The organism is Roseovarius litorisediminis (genome assembly GCF_900172295.1).
In the GTDB taxonomy this organism is placed as follows: Bacteria; Pseudomonadota; Alphaproteobacteria; order Rhodobacterales; family Rhodobacteraceae; genus Roseovarius; species Roseovarius litorisediminis.
This window is the reverse complement of sequence record NZ_FWFL01000004.1, coordinates 196,010-210,025: the sequence shown is the minus strand read 5'-3', so window position 1 is coordinate 210,025 and position 14,016 is coordinate 196,010. Positions and strand designations below refer to the sequence as shown.

Annotated in this window: 18 protein-coding genes; 16 read left to right on the top strand and 2 right to left on the bottom strand. The window is 54.1% G+C overall.

Annotation, left to right across the window (positions count from 1 at the left end; all coding sequences use genetic code 11):
- Nucleotides 1–78 precede the first annotated feature (78 nt).
- The 3 genes from PEL8287_RS09485 (at nt 79) to PEL8287_RS09475 (ending at nt 2,904) form a co-directional block, all read left to right on the top strand.
- The gene (locus PEL8287_RS09485; RefSeq protein ID WP_085892142.1) at nt 79–723 is read left to right on the top strand and encodes a sulfotransferase family 2 domain-containing protein; all 645 of its coding nucleotides are present in this window, start codon (nt 79–81) and stop codon (nt 721–723) included.
- Nucleotides 724–827: 104 nt separating this feature from the next.
- Nucleotides 828–1,826 carry a type I glyceraldehyde-3-phosphate dehydrogenase gene (locus PEL8287_RS09480; protein ID WP_085892141.1) on the top strand — a complete coding sequence of 333 codons (999 nt, stop codon included), beginning with the start codon at nt 828–830 and terminating at the stop codon, nt 1,824–1,826.
- Nucleotides 1,827–2,310: 484 nt separating this feature from the next.
- Nucleotides 2,311–2,904, top strand: a complete 594-nt coding sequence (locus tag PEL8287_RS09475) for a hypothetical protein (RefSeq protein WP_139837756.1) — start codon at nt 2,311–2,313, stop codon at nt 2,902–2,904.
- A gap of 320 nt (nt 2,905–3,224) precedes the next feature.
- On the opposite strand, the gene PEL8287_RS09470 is transcribed toward PEL8287_RS09475, so the two are convergent.
- Nucleotides 3,225–4,097, bottom strand: coding sequence for a LysR family transcriptional regulator (locus tag PEL8287_RS09470; RefSeq protein ID WP_085892139.1), 873 nt, complete (start codon nt 4,095–4,097; stop codon nt 3,225–3,227).
- Between the two features lie 108 nt (nt 4,098–4,205).
- On the opposite strand from PEL8287_RS09470, the gene gstA reads away from it, so the two are divergent.
- The 6 genes from gstA (at nt 4,206) to PEL8287_RS09440 (ending at nt 7,787) form a co-directional block, all read left to right on the top strand.
- Entirely contained in the window at nt 4,206–4,814 is a 609-nt protein-coding gene (gstA, locus tag PEL8287_RS09465; RefSeq protein WP_085892324.1) for a glutathione transferase GstA, read from the top strand.
- The gene (locus PEL8287_RS09460) at nt 4,814–5,194 is read left to right on the top strand and encodes a nuclear transport factor 2 family protein (RefSeq protein WP_085892138.1); all 381 of its coding nucleotides are present in this window, start codon (nt 4,814–4,816) and stop codon (nt 5,192–5,194) included. Before gstA ends, PEL8287_RS09460 begins: the two co-directional genes overlap by 1 nt.
- A gap of 4 nt (nt 5,195–5,198) precedes the next feature.
- On the top strand, nt 5,199–5,420 hold the full coding sequence (locus PEL8287_RS09455; RefSeq protein WP_085892137.1) for a tautomerase family protein: 222 nt from the start codon (nt 5,199–5,201) through the stop codon (nt 5,418–5,420).
- Between the two features lie 271 nt (nt 5,421–5,691).
- Complete coding sequence (locus PEL8287_RS09450; protein WP_085892136.1) at nt 5,692–6,663, top strand: DMT family transporter; 972 nt, start codon at nt 5,692–5,694, stop codon at nt 6,661–6,663.
- Entirely contained in the window at nt 6,663–7,469 is an 807-nt protein-coding gene (cysE, locus tag PEL8287_RS09445; RefSeq protein WP_085892135.1) for a serine O-acetyltransferase, read from the top strand. Before PEL8287_RS09450 ends, cysE begins: the two co-directional genes overlap by 1 nt.
- Nucleotides 7,470–7,523: 54 nt before the next feature.
- Nucleotides 7,524–7,787, top strand: coding sequence for a transporter substrate-binding protein (locus tag PEL8287_RS09440; RefSeq protein ID WP_235862266.1), 264 nt, complete (start codon nt 7,524–7,526; stop codon nt 7,785–7,787).
- A gap of 499 nt (nt 7,788–8,286) precedes the next feature.
- On the opposite strand, the gene PEL8287_RS20535 is transcribed toward PEL8287_RS09440, so the two are convergent.
- Entirely contained in the window at nt 8,287–8,424 is a 138-nt protein-coding gene (locus tag PEL8287_RS20535; protein WP_370737919.1) for a hypothetical protein, read from the bottom strand.
- Here PEL8287_RS20535 and PEL8287_RS20315 point away from each other — a divergent pair.
- From PEL8287_RS20315 to PEL8287_RS09410, 7 genes are all read left to right on the top strand, one after another.
- On the top strand, nt 8,423–8,851 hold the full coding sequence (locus PEL8287_RS20315) for a hypothetical protein (protein ID WP_235862274.1): 429 nt from the start codon (nt 8,423–8,425) through the stop codon (nt 8,849–8,851). The genes PEL8287_RS20535 and PEL8287_RS20315 overlap by 2 nt on opposite strands.
- On the top strand, nt 8,852–9,154 hold the full coding sequence (locus PEL8287_RS20310; protein WP_235862273.1) for a hypothetical protein: 303 nt from the start codon (nt 8,852–8,854) through the stop codon (nt 9,152–9,154). It begins immediately after the preceding gene.
- Between the two features lie 143 nt (nt 9,155–9,297).
- A complete protein-coding gene (locus PEL8287_RS09430; RefSeq protein ID WP_085892133.1) occupies nt 9,298–10,971 on the top strand; it encodes a DUF262 domain-containing protein in 1,674 nt (557 codons plus the stop codon).
- Nucleotides 10,972–11,033: 62 nt separating this feature from the next.
- Entirely contained in the window at nt 11,034–11,363 is a 330-nt protein-coding gene (locus tag PEL8287_RS09425; protein ID WP_085892132.1) for a type II toxin-antitoxin system RelE/ParE family toxin, read from the top strand.
- Between the two features lies 1 nt (nt 11,364).
- On the top strand, nt 11,365–11,694 hold the full coding sequence (locus PEL8287_RS09420) for a helix-turn-helix domain-containing transcriptional regulator (protein WP_085892323.1): 330 nt from the start codon (nt 11,365–11,367) through the stop codon (nt 11,692–11,694).
- Between the two features lie 82 nt (nt 11,695–11,776).
- On the top strand, nt 11,777–13,642 hold the full coding sequence (locus tag PEL8287_RS09415) for a hypothetical protein (RefSeq protein WP_085892131.1): 1,866 nt from the start codon (nt 11,777–11,779) through the stop codon (nt 13,640–13,642).
- Nucleotides 13,636–14,013, top strand: coding sequence for a hypothetical protein (locus tag PEL8287_RS09410; protein WP_217807674.1), 378 nt, complete (start codon nt 13,636–13,638; stop codon nt 14,011–14,013). The genes PEL8287_RS09415 and PEL8287_RS09410 overlap by 7 nt, the downstream gene beginning before the upstream one ends.
- The last annotated feature ends 3 nt before the right edge of the window (nt 14,014–14,016 follow it).

The window sequence follows — 14,016 nt, the reverse complement described above, 5'->3', positions numbered from 1 at the left end:
GGCAGCCTCTGAAGTGGCTGGATCAGCAAACCCATTTCAAGATACCTAATTTCGGAAAAACGCTTTAACGTGTCGCGCATGATCATCTCACCCGGGCGCAACTATATCTTTGTGCACATCCCCAAGACTGGTGGGACCTCAATGGCGCTGGCGCTTGAAGGGCGGGCGATGAAGGATGATATCCTGATCGGCGATACGCCCAAGGCGCAGCGCCGGAAAAAGCGTTTGAAAAAGACCCAGGCGGCCGGTCGATTGTGGAAGCATTCGACCCTGGCGGATATTGACGGGCTGATGGCACCAAGCCGGATCAGGCAGGCCTTTACCTTTACCCTTGTTCGCAATCCCTGGGATCGAATGGTCAGTTACTACCACTGGCTGCGCGAACAAAGCTTTGACCACCCGGCAATAGATCTGGCACGGGAAAATGATTTCAGCAGCTTTCTGAACGCCCCCCAGACCAAGGCAACGCTTCAGGCCAATCCCTACGCAAGCCACATGATCTCTGTTGAAGGGGATGAATGTTGCCGTGCCTATATCAGATTGGAAAATTTGAATGAGGACGCCGCGCCGCTTTGGGCGCATCTAGGGTTCAAGCTGAGGTTACCCGTGGCCAACCGGTCAGACCGGCTTGCTGACTACCGATCATACTATACCAGGGACGACGCTGAATTGCTTGCAAGGCTTTGCGCCAGCGATATCACTCGGTTTGAGTACAGTTTCTGATCGCACTGCCGTTTCCAGGGCAAGCATATCTTGGTACAATTCTTTGGTTCAACAACGCCTCTAAACGGTTTAGCCCTGAGCTGAAACTCGTCCGGAGATGTTTGATGACTCAACGCCCCATCCGTATAGCCCTCAATGGCTTTGGCCGTATAGGCCGCACGCTTTTGCGCATTCTGATGCAGGACGCAAAGGACATAGAGCTTGTACTGATCAACGAAATTGAACCCTTGGATACCTGTGCCTATCTGTTTCAGTACGACAGCATCTTTGGACCGTGGAAGGGAACCGTCGCTGTCGCGGATCAGACCCTGATCGTGGATGGTGTGGCGATCCCGTTTCTGGCCCAGCCAGATCTGCGCGCGCTTGACCTGTCGGGGATTGACCTGGTGCTGGAATGTACAGGCATGGGGGGAACACGTGCCATCGCCGAGCGCGGGCTTGAGGCCGGGGCAGGGGCTGTACTGGTTTCAGGTCCGTCATCCGAGGCCGATATCACGCTGGTGCTGGGGGCCAACGAAGACCAACTGGGTAATCACCGCATCATTTCGAACGCGTCGTGCACCACCAACGCTCTGGCGCCACTGGTGCGGTTGCTCGACGAGGCGTTCGGTGTGATCAGCGGGCAAATGACGACGGTGCACTGCTATACCGGCAGCCAGCCAACGGTTGACAAACCCCGCGGCGCGCCCGAACGCAGCCGCGCAGCCGCCCTGTCGATGGTGCCGACGACGACCAGCGCACAGCATCAGACGGATCTGGTGTTGCCCCATATGAAAGGCCGGATTGAGGCACGTGCAATTCGTGTTCCCACTGCAAGCGTATCGGCGATTGATCTGACGGTTCAGACCGATGACCCGGTGAGCGCGACGACAGTCAATGCCATCTTCAGGGCTGCTGCGCAAAAGTCGCTTGTTTTTGGCTGGACCGAGCAACCGCTGGTCTCAAGCGATCTGCGGGGCCGTTCCGAATCGATCGTGCTATGTGGACCCGAGACATCGGTCTCGGTAGGGGGGCTGTTGCGGGTCTTTGGCTGGTACGACAACGAGTGGGGATTTTCCTGCAGAATGCTAGATATGGCCCGTTTGATCGGCCTGCGCGGCTGAATGGCAAACGGACCTCAGAAATGCTGGTCTCAGCTGTCGTGGTGCATGGAACGGTATCAGCCCGCCAGCCAAGACACCCCGTCGAATGTCAGGGACACCCCGTTGTTGTCCGCTAAGCGGTTTGGGACTTGGTCAGCGGAAACCATCAGGGCCAGCGGCCGCGTGCGCCGCGTAAACAGGCCTAAGTCTTGTCCATCCGTTTGTTTTTGCTGGGCTCATGATGCTAACAAGCAGCGCGCTCTTCCAGCTTTGGAAGCGGCAGGTCTTTCTCCGAAATCGCCACGACGAGCTTTCGTCGCTTCTTGGGTGTTCTTGGGTTCATACCGGCGTCTACATGATCGGATGCGCTGACCGCGTGGTGTACATCGGACAGAGCAATCAACTCAGCCAACGATCTATCGACAGTCTGGGGCGTGTTTATCGCAGGATCCCAGACACAGCGCTTCCCTGGTCTATAGCGTTTGCGCCCTTCGCTTACGAGGACATGGATGAGCATGAAAGCGCAGCCATTCGAGCATATGCGCCCGAATTCAACACTTCGATACCGAGCATGAACAAGAGTCTTGGACGCATGCCGGTCATAGCGGGCACCGCTCAAATCTTCGCGGATCAGGCATCGCGACGACGACGGGCCCAAAGGCGCTCTGCGCCGACGCAAAGACCGGAGAGGATCACGACCTACGTCGAACACAAAGGCGTAAAGATCCACATTGACGAGAAAAGGTCAAACGAAGTCGGTGAGCGCCACCTATTCTTTGAGTGGATGGCAAAAAGCTACGGCAAGGTGATCGCCAGCGGAACAGAACCTGATAAGGCAACCGCTGCCAACAGGGTAATCGACGCCGCGGAAGAACACCTCGCGCTGCCATATCGTTTCAAGATCAACCTGTGCGATGACGGTTCGGTGGTTACGAGGGAAGGCGAGTATCTCGGCACTTGGAAGACGGACGAAAATGGCTACCCCTCTTTTACGCCAGACGGCGAGTCTGAGGTGCTGTTCTTTGAAATGTGGATCGGGATGCTCTGCCAAAAGATAGCTGACTGGCATGAGGCGCAGGATCAAGTCCAGACATCGTGAACGGGCCATGGATTGTCATGCGTAGATGTGAAAGCTGTGGAACGACCCATTGCGGTCACTCGACCAAGGCCTCCATCGCTGCGCTGCGGCCCGTCAAAGGAACCATTCGCTGCGAGTGCAGAATCCGATGGATTGCGAATTTACACATCGCGGATAATTAACCATGCAAACAATTCACTTGAAGGTCCGGTTTGGCAATGAAATGCCAGCAGTTAGAAATCCTCTTGGTTTCAGCGGAACGTGGCGAAACACACAGCCCACCGGCAGGGTGGCATTGCACTCTCCGGATCGCCCGCCAATTTTCTCTCAGCCGTCGGCGATCACTCTGCCAGCCCTGTCCAGATGCTCGACATGACCTGACCCATAGGGTTATCCCGGCGTCTGATCGCAAAAATCTCCGTGTGGCGTGGTGGGTAACCTTCGATGGTTAAGGGAACGAGTTGTCCCGTCGTCAGTTCATTCGCCATCAGGTGTTCCGGAATGCCCCCCCATCCCAGCCCGGCCACGATGATAGATTTCTTTGCTTGAAAATCCGAGACTGTCCAGCGTTGCCCGCCCGAGAGCAGGTCGCGGGTTTGATCATAATCTCGCCCTCCCGTGCCAGACACAATGACTTGCGTATAGCTTTGCATCTCCCGTTTGGACCGAACACCGGAACGCTTTGCTGCCAGAAAGTCGGGGCTGGCGACAGGTCGGATCGTGATTGAGCCAACCGGTAACGTATCAACCTCATCGATAGGGACACCTTCGAGACCGGCGAGGATCAAATCGGCATCTCCTGCCATCAGTCGGGCCAGTGGGCCGCCCATCATCTCGGTCGACACCTTGATGTGCGTCTCGGGAAAGCTTCTTCCGACCTCGCTTAGCACGTTTAGGATCGGTTCCAGCGAGATGGTTGCCGTCATGGCGATGGAAATCATGGGTTCTTGTTCACTGCGCAGTCCCGCAGCCACTGATTTCAGTCCATGTACTTGCTCCAGAACCCGTGTCGTCTCGCGAAAAAAGACTTCACCTTCCGGCGTCAAGCTGGGTCTGTAGGCATCACGCGAGAACAGATCAAATCCCAGCTCCGCCTCCAGCTTTCGAATTTGGTGACTGACGGCAGACTGTGCCTTGTTCAAGCGGTCCGCCGCCGCGCGGAAGGTTCCAGCGGCGACGATGGCGTCGAGCGCGATAAGCTGATCCAGGGTCATCGGTTACACATATGATCTAATAATTAGATCATTATTATGAAAACTCAATATTATCAATAGCACTTTTGCGTTGCTATCAAACACCCGCAACAACAAATGGAGCATATTATGAAACTCTACTACATCCCTGGCGCCTGCTCGGTTGCCAGCCACATCATGCTGAATGAAGTTGGAGCTTCCTTCGAGATCGAGGCAGTCGATCCCGCGGCAGGTAAAACTGAAACCGGTCGTGACTTTCGCGAAATCAATGTCAACGGTTATGTTCCTGCGCTGGAAACGGAGAGCGGCGACATTCTGACCGAAGGCGCGTCCGTCCTGCAGTTCATTGCAGACAGCAATCCGGACCGTGCCTATTCCCCAGCCCCAGGCAGCATCGAGCGCGCGCGCGTCCAGCAATTCCTGAATTACGGTGCGGCTGAACTGCATAAATCCTGGGGCCCACTTTTTGCAGGCGACTCGACCGATGCCGAGAAAGCGGCCGCATCGACAAAGGTTCAGCTGAAGTTCGACTATCTGGAAAGGGTCCTGTCCGACGGACGTGAATTTCTCGTTGGCAATCAGTTCTCTGCCGCAGACGCATACATCTTTATTCTTTCGTTCTGGGCGAACTTCAAGAATATCGATCTGAACGGCTGGCCCAAGCTGTCGGCCTATGTCACCCGGATCGCAGAGCGGCCCGCAACCCAAGCCGCCTTCGCTGCGGAAGGTCTCGCGTGATGGCCGAGCACGATCAAGCTGAAATCGAAAAGCTTTTGGGGCGCTACTTCGACGGTCTCTATAACTCGGACAGCGCCATGCTGCGAACGGTGTTTCACGACGACCTCGTCTATGTGAACGGGACCGCCGGCGACTATGAAATCAAGGGGCTGGAAGCATACATGGCACGAATAGATAAGCGCACACCGCCAGTTTCACGTGGCGACGCCCGAGAAGAGCAAATTGAACGGATCACCCTCAAGGGAGATCGCATCGGCATTGTTGAGGCGCGCATGACCATGATGGGGCGGAACTATCAAGACCTGCTGACGCTCATAAACACAGACGATGGATGGCGGGTGCTGACCAAAGTCTTCTCATTCGTCGAAAGAAAGGGCTGACAGCATGCCTTATGTGAATATCAAAGTGACTCAAGAGGGTGGCCCCAATGGCACGGGTCCTTCGGTAGAGGAAAAGGCGCAACTTGTCGCCGGTGTGTCGGACTTGCTGGAAACGGTTTTGGGCAAAGACCCCGCCACGACATTTGTGGTGATCGACGAGGTGCCGCTCGACAATTGGGGGATTCGGGGTAAGCGCGTCAGCGTAATCCGCGCCGAGCAGTCTTGAGGCCACCGACCCAAGATATCGTATTTGCAACCAATATCGGCGCGCTTGCGAGCGCGCCGATATGAAGGAGGTATTCCATGCGTATTATGACCAATTTCTTTACGACGCGAAAAACTAATCCGGTTTTTCGCCCTAAAAACGACCGAGGCTCCAGTGCGTCTTTTCATTCACTAACAGACTGGTTCGCGCTACCGAGCAAAGGTGGGCACGTTCTGCTGCGTCGATTGCCCACCGAAAAAGACCAGGTGTCCCGTCCAGGACATAGCTTAAAATGATACGCAGCGGCTTCAAAAAACCGATCGTGATCGGCTACGCATGGATGTCCATAGCCGTATTGATCTGGGCCAGTTGGCTTGTGTTGACGTCCTCTGGGCGCATCACCGCACTCACGGTTTTTGATCTGGCAGGGTTTCGGGCCTTAGTTCCGACCATTTTTTTGGCCCCATTGCTTTGGAAACAGCGACGGGAAGTTGCCAGACTTGGCATTCTGAAATGCCTGCTCTTGTTCGCCTACGGTGCGCCCTTCACGCTTTGTGTCGCGTACGGGTTGCAATTCGCGCCGGTCGCCCATGCAGGCGCAACGGTTCCCGGTCTGATGCCGGTATTCGCCACCGTACTTAGCTACGTTTTTCTGGATCAGAAATTAACCTGTCGGCAACTGGCGTCCACCTTGCTCATTCTGTCAGGAGCCATGGCGATCTTGCTTCAATCATCCACGGTATCCGGCGAAGGTGAGCTGTGGGTCGGTCACCTGTTTTTCCTGTTGGGCTCTTTCTGCTGGGCCTGCTTTGCCGTGACGATGAAAGCACACGACATTTCACCTTATCTGGCAACTGCGATCGTCGGCAGTATTTCAACGGCGGTTCTCGTCCCTTTTTGGGCACAACCTGAACTGTCCAGGCTGACTTCGGCACATGTGGCCGACGTTGCGTTTCAGGCAGTGTTTCAAGGCGTCATATCGGGCTTGATCGCGCTGTTTGCATTTGGCCAGGCGCTTCGCTTGGCCGGTGCCCAGGTAACTGCTGTTTCCGCCCTAACACCGGGTGTCGCAACTATACTGGCTATTCCAGTGCTCGGCCAAATCCCGGACCGTGCAGATATTCTGGTCTTGGTGGTCGTGGTGGCGGGTTTGGTCATTGGAACATCTAAGACGAGCAAAATCTCGGGCAAGAATCCAACTTTCAAACGAAATCCCAGGCTGCCGACTTGCAGCAGTCATCTCCGCGATAGGAGCCTTCACTAATGATTTCCAAGCAAACACCAGAAACTAAGCTGTTGCAATTTTGGCAGGTTCTTCGGCAGGAAGCGCGCGTCATGGCACAAACAGAGCCGTTTCTCGCGCCGAAACTAAGTCGCATGCTTCTGCGCCACGGTTCACTGCAAGAGGCTCTTGCAACTCGGCTCGCCAATGACCTCACTTGCTCGGACATGAGCGAAGATGCGTTCCGAACATTGCTGCTGGAAATGCTCAACGAAGATCCGGCTATCGTTGCGAGCTCGGTCCGCGATCTTGTAGCGGTCCATTCAAATGACCCCGCATGCAGGACGTATGTCCATGCCTTTTTGAACTATAAGGGCTTTCATGCCGTACAGGTGCATCGCATTGCCCACCAACTGTGGGAAACCGGAAGAACGGAGCTTGCCGCTTGGCTTTCGAACCGCGTCTCATTGATCCTTGGGCCTGACATTCATCCTGCCGCCCAGCTTGGAACGGGAATCATGCTGGATCACGGATCAGGCGTAGTCATCGGTGAAACGGCCGTGGTCGAGGATGATGTGACCATATTACAGAACGTCACTTTGGGCGGCACCGGAAAGACGCGGGGTGACCGCCATCCCAAGGTGCGGCGCGGAGTTATGATTGGCGCCGGCGCCAACATCATCGGAAATGTTGAAATTGGTGCGTTCAGCAAAGTCGGAGCGGGAAGCGTGGTGCTCAAAGACGTACCCCAAGGATGTACGGTCGCTGGTATGCCTGCGCGAATTGTGCGTCTGCATAGGCACGCAGACTTCCGACTTGAAGAACCCGCCCGACCCATCCACGGCTGAATTTTCCCGTGCCGCAACTCTCGTCGAAGATCTGCGGTTATCGTTATCGGCGACGTGACCAATAACGCCTACCTTGGCCCCTGGCTGTGGAAAGCCGCCGTAGAAAAGGCCGGAAGCTTTGATATCGACAAGATCAAGCTGGCCAATCCTGGCATTGAGATTGACAATGCCCCCGAGGGCTACGTCCGAATTCACGAAACAAACCACCATCTCTACAGCAGGTTGCGTGTCGGGCGGGCGCGCGCAGATGGCCAGTTTGACGTGGTGTATGAATCTGAGCTGAAAGAGCCGGATCCGTTCCCAGAAGGTTATCAGTAACTCTGATACTCCAGGCGGCGCAGCTTAGGCGGCGCCGCCTGACCAAATTAACATTCACATTCAAACTTAGTTGGGTTGTTCGCCCAGCCGCCACCAGTGGACCTACCGTGCAGGCGTGATCAGCTTTGCCGCCACCGATACCCCGACCGAGGACCAGCAGGCCGAGGTCATGGACCACTTCGAGCGTCTGGCCTTCGCGGGGCTGGACCCGACGCAATATGACGTGCTTTGGGTCCGACATACCCACGAAGACCGTGTCGAGCTTCACTTCTGCACGCCGCGCTTGGAGCTGACCTCGGGCCGTAGCCTGAACATCGCGCCGCCCGGCTATGAGAAAGCCTTCGACAGCCTGCGCGACGTGATGAACCAGCGCCACGGTTGGGCCGACCCGATGGAGTTGGAGCGCATCCAAGAGGTCCGCGACACCATCGAGACACCAACGCGTGCGCAGGGGCGCGACGAGCTGCACGCGTGGATTTTGGATCAAGTCAGCGTTGGCCTAATCACTGACCGTGGCAGCATGCTCGACGCCCTTGCCGATGCTGGCTTCGACATCCCGCGCGCGGGTAAAGCCTACCTGACCGCCCAAGACCCCGACACCGGCGAGCGCTGGCGTTTGAAAGGAGAAATCTTCCATGAAAACTGGCAAGCCGACCCGGCTGAGCGAGAAGTTGAACGCGGAGCTGGACACGATCCGGCAGGATTACGCCGCCTCGATGGCATCCCAGCTAGAGAGCTTCAGGACCGATTTGAACAGCATTGCGACCAACGCGCAGCGTACAATCGAGATCGATACCCGCACCTTTCTGCAACAGAACAAGAGCTGGCTGACGATCTCGCCTTGGCTGATCACGGGGACGTTCTTGGTGGGGATCGTCTCGATGATGGCCGCGAGCTTGCTTTGGACGCTGATGCTGACCAGCTCGGAACTTACGGACTTGGGCTTGACGCGGATCGACAGGGAGGACGGGATCTGGCTGGTGCTGGACCCGACCAAAACGCGCCTGAGGACCTGCACGCTGGGCGGCAGATCAGTGACCTGCATCAAGATCGAGGAGGACTAGATGACGACACCCCTGACAGCCTTGGAACGCGATTTGCTCGCCTGCGTCGAGCGGTTGGTGACGGCCTGCGAGGTCTCAGCAAAGGAGTTGAGCGGGTTAGAGGAACGCTCGACGACCAGGATGCAGAGCCAGATGGATGGATTGGCCGCCTGCGTGTCGGTGCTCATTCAATCGCAAGTGGCGTCCGTGGATGCGTTGAACGGCTTGTTGAGCGAGGGCTCGAACTACGGGAGGCTGCGCACGCAACTCGAGACCAGCTTGAAATTAGTGAAAGCCGCCGAGAGGCAATTGAAACAGAACTAGAGACGCGGGAGGTCGAGATGGATCGGGGGATGACGCACTAGGGCTCAGGTTGCGCGAAAAGGTGGCTTAATCCATTGTCTTTCGGGCTCTAGTGACTTCCTATGAAGCCAGCAAAGAGCATTTTTTCGTAGGAGAGTTTCCCAGTGCAACTGAACCCGATGCATTTAACAGTCGCCAAGCTTCTGGACGGGCGGTTGTTCCGTATACCGGAATATCAACGCGCCTATTCATGGCAAAAGAAGCAACGCGCAGACCTATTCAAAGATATCCAAGAAGCTCACAATTCAGGGCGCGAGCACTTTATGGCGACAATTGTCGCGCTGTCGCGAGATACCAAAGCCATCGGAGCTGATGAGTATAAAATTGTTGAATTGGTCGATGGTCAGCAACGTATCACAACTATCGTCGTGCTTCTCAAGGCGATTGAACAGGCGTTGTCTGCGGATGACAAGCAAACCGCTAAGATGAAGGCTGACCTGTCCGAACTTCTCGTCAAGAGTGACGATCATGAAATGATCTTACTTCAAACCAATCATGACAGCAGTTCAGTTTTCAAAGATTACATAAAGACTGGAGAAGTTAGTGAAGATGAAAGATCAACATCAGCTGATCAAAATTTGATTGACGCTGCGAAAGAGTGCGCGAGGTTCGTCGAAAATTGGCAGCAGACTGACAATCTGATTGAACTTTATGGTACGATCCGCAACCGCCTATCTGTCATTTTTCACGAGATCGCTGACGAAGCAATCGTCTATCGGGTCTTTGAGGTACTTAACAGTCGTGGCCTAGACGTAAAATGGATCGATAAGACCAAAAGCCAGCTAATGGCGTCGATTTTCGAATACTCCAATGACCAAAAGGGGCAAGTGGACGGCCTTCATGAGATGCACACAATTTGGAAGGCCATCTATCAAAACCTTGGCCTTCGACAAGACCTTGGAGATGAGGCTCTAAGATTTGCAGGGACATTTGCAAAAAGTGATGAGGATCCCAGAAAGATACTGAGTGAAGAGAAAGCTTCTCAAGAACTCCAGCGGGTTGCGGGTAAGGAAATCAAAACACTTATTGGCTGTGCTAGCGACCTGCAAAAAACGGTTAAGGTGGTGAAGCAGTTACACGACAACCCTCGGCTTAGGGCCCCTGCAAAAATCTTGCATGCAAGGTTTTTGGCCGTGGCGATCTTGCTTCGCAAATTTGATAAAGCCAAAGAGAAAGAGCTCCTCAATGCATGGGAGCGTGTGACATTTCGTATTTTTGGCCTGGGCGATGCAGATGCTCGGAATAAGATCGCAGACTATGTGATGTTGGGGTTTGCAGTTCATAAGAAAACTAAATCTGCAAGCGAAATCCTCGAAGCCATACGGGAGATTGGTGAAGATTATCAGATAGATGATGTCATAACTGGCCCTAAATATTGGGATGACTGCTACAAGGGCTGGACGGAAGAGTTGAGATACGTGTTGTTTCGATATGATGAACATCTAGCGGCAAACGCGGGGGAAGAGATCAATGCGCTTCAGTGGGAAAAAATTTGGCAAAACGACGCATCAAGTTCGATTGAGCACATTGTACCACAAAACAGTGGCCGTTCCGACATTCACAACATTGGCAATTTGACGATGTTACCGCCTAAAGTAAATTCATCTCTGGGTGGAAAGTCGCCAAGTGAAAAGGCGGAGCGGTATACAGATTCTGGGCTGCGCGGGACGATCCAGGTTGGGAAGGAAATCACGAAAAGCCAAAAGTGGACTAAAGCAGATGTTGCTCGGAGGAGAGATGAAATCGAGGCTTTCGTAAAAGATGTGTGGGCTGACTGAGGTGTATGACAAGAACCTCACGCGCTTGACATTTGGTAACACATGTGTCACTAAGGGGTCAGATGAATAAGCTTGTTGTCTATGTCACCGAAACGGGGAAAACGCCGTTCGACGATTGGTTCAATGGTCTGGATACGGCGGCGGCATTGAAGGTTCGAACGGCGCTTGCACGGATAGAGACTGGAAACCTTGGCGACGTGAAGCCGGTCGGGCAAGGCGTGTCAGAGCGGCGCATCACCCTCGGCCCCGGCTACCGCGTCTATTTTGGCAAAGACGGCGATACGCTTGTGATCCTGCTCTGTGGCGGCACGAAAAAGCGCCAGTCGAAAGATATCGAGCAGGCAAAAGCATATTGGGACGACTACAAGGCCCGCAAAGAGAAAGATGACTGACATGCCACTGACCAAAGACTTCAAAGACACGATCAAAGCCCGCGCCGATCGCGATCCTGAGTTCCGCGCGGGTCTGTTCCGCGAAGCTATCGAGGCGATGCTCAGCGACGATCTGGAGACCGGTAAGGTGCTGCTGCGCGACTATGTCAACGCCACGGTGGGGTTCGAGGCCTTGGCCCAAGACATGCAAAAAGACCCCAAGAGCCTGATGCGGATGCTCAGCGCCAAGGGAAACCCGCGCGCGGACAATTTGCTGGCGATGGTATCGCGGTTGAAGCAGCGTGAGGGTATGTCCTTTTCAATCACTCAGAATACTGAATTTCACGCATAGCCGCGGTTTGGATGTTTTCAATACAACGCTTGCGTGCAACGGTCTGAGCAAGCTTGGCCAATTTTGACTTGAGAAATTACTGATGAATAACGGATGTTTCGACCTTACGAGTAACGCGTTTCATATTTTGAAGGCAGGCTACGACGCAGATAGATCAGACATCGCCGAATTAGTTGAAGATGCCGAGTTTGATGAGGTTTTTGCGCCTCAAGAAATCCAACGCGCCCAGCAAAGCCTGTTGGCACCAAATTCTCGATTAGAACAAGAAATCTCATGGCTGCCAGAGTTGAGCCTAGCTCAAACGACCAATGTCCTGAGCCTTGTCGGTTTTGGTGACCTTGAGGCGCTTATTGAAACATCAAAGCACGCCCCTGAACTGGCCAAGGCTAACATTTTGGCACATTTCGCGGGCACGGGAAACGTTAACGACACCCTGTTTCATTCACTGGTGTCAGCGTGGGACGAGATCGATCAAGAGAACATCCTCACTTTCCTCAATGACAATCGTCTGAGCGCAGGATTTCCAAGTGTCGAGCGCCCGCAGATGCGGAACGCGCTTGTGGAGCTCGAAAGACAGCATGCCAGATCGGCGGCGGTGGGGATTTGGAGCCTAGATCGCCCTGGTGAAGTCATGGACCGAATTGTCGAAGCAGAGCTTAGAAGGCATCCTTCGAGTTCGTTCTTGGAGCAGTTTGTTCGCGGTTATGATACGTTAAGTGAACCTGACTTAGCCCGCATAAGCGATGAGATCGACGAGGTCATATCGGACGCTGAAAATACCGACGCCGATCTAGCAGCACTTGTAACAAGAGCATCTGACCTTCTGGTTCGTTGGGATGACGTGAATCAGCCGGTTCAGGTCTATGAACAGCATCAAGGCCATGAAGAAGGGCGATCAAAGCGGATCTACGAAAAACTGAGATCGCTTTGCTTGGATCTCGCCAACAATCGCAGCGAATTTACTGAAGCACGTAGGCTTTCTGAGGCTTTGTTGCGGACCTTCCCTGAGCTTGAATCCGTCGCCGAAGTCCTGAAAGGGGATGTGGCGGCACTTCAAAACTTAGACGAACAACAAAAACTACACGAGGAATACAAGCCGCTTATTGATGCGTGCGAGGCGGCTAAAACAAAGCTGCCGACACCGGTTTCCACTGTCCTCAAGATATTCAAGGATACGGTATCCAAGGGGGGAAATGACCCCATTGCCTTTAACATCCTGCGCGACCTTGCATTGCACATCAACAACGATTGCAATGACCCGCAGACCGCTTTCAAACTGCTTGACGGGGCTCTGACATTTGCTGGCGCTCGACCGCCTCAGGAACTTAAAAAAACGCTTGAAGAAGAGCGGGCGGTTTTGCACCGAAATTGGAAAATGAACGAGCTTGAAAAGAATTCGGGCAATTTGACCGCGATGTCGCAAACTGTGGAGGATTTGCTGAAATATGCACGTGGATCGGAGCGTGCCGAACTTCAGCAGCTAAAGACTAAGCTGGATCGAAAGAGGCTCGGCAAAAAGGTGAAGTGGGGAATTTATGCCTCAATCGCAGCAGTCATAGGGTTCTTTGTGATTGCAGATGAGATGGACAGACCATCTAACCGTTCAACCTATCAGCCATCCGCTCCACGTGTCGCGACGCCAACCCCAACGCCCGCGCCAGCGACAAGCGCGGCGGTTGAGACTATCCCGCCGGTCGGGCAGGGCCTAACACTCAATCGCTCTCAAATCCGCTACTGTGTTTTTCAGGGGCAACGGCTTGATATCATCAGAACACTAACCACAACGGACAATCAAATTGACCGTTTCAATGCGCTGATTGGCGACTTCAATTCACGATGTTCAAGTTTTCGATATAGAAGCGGCGATCTAAGCGCTGCTGAGCGCGAGGCCCGTGAAAATGCCGCTGATTTGCGAGCAGATGCAAGAAGGATCGTTTCTTCATGGTAAGCTCGCCTCCTATGTCCATGAACGCTGAAAGTGTCGCGCAGTTGTGCGTTGAGTTTTGGAAATTGTCAAACGCAACCAAGAAGGCTATCGAGCGCCTTCCCGAAAGTGAAAGCCGCCGATTGAAGGGCCAGTTGAACTTCTCAGATCGCCAGTTGGCTATGCTTGTCGATCAGCTCGGTTTAAAGCTAATCGATTTCGAAACGGAGGGGTTCCATGCTGGATTGGCCACTTCCGCCGATAATGCCGGAGACTATCCCGATGAAGCTGATCTCATCGTCTCAAAAACACTGGAGCCGACCGTAATGGCGGATATGAAAGTAATAAGGCTAGGACGCGTTCTTGTTGAGCCAGCCAAAAGTGAAAAGGAATAAGAA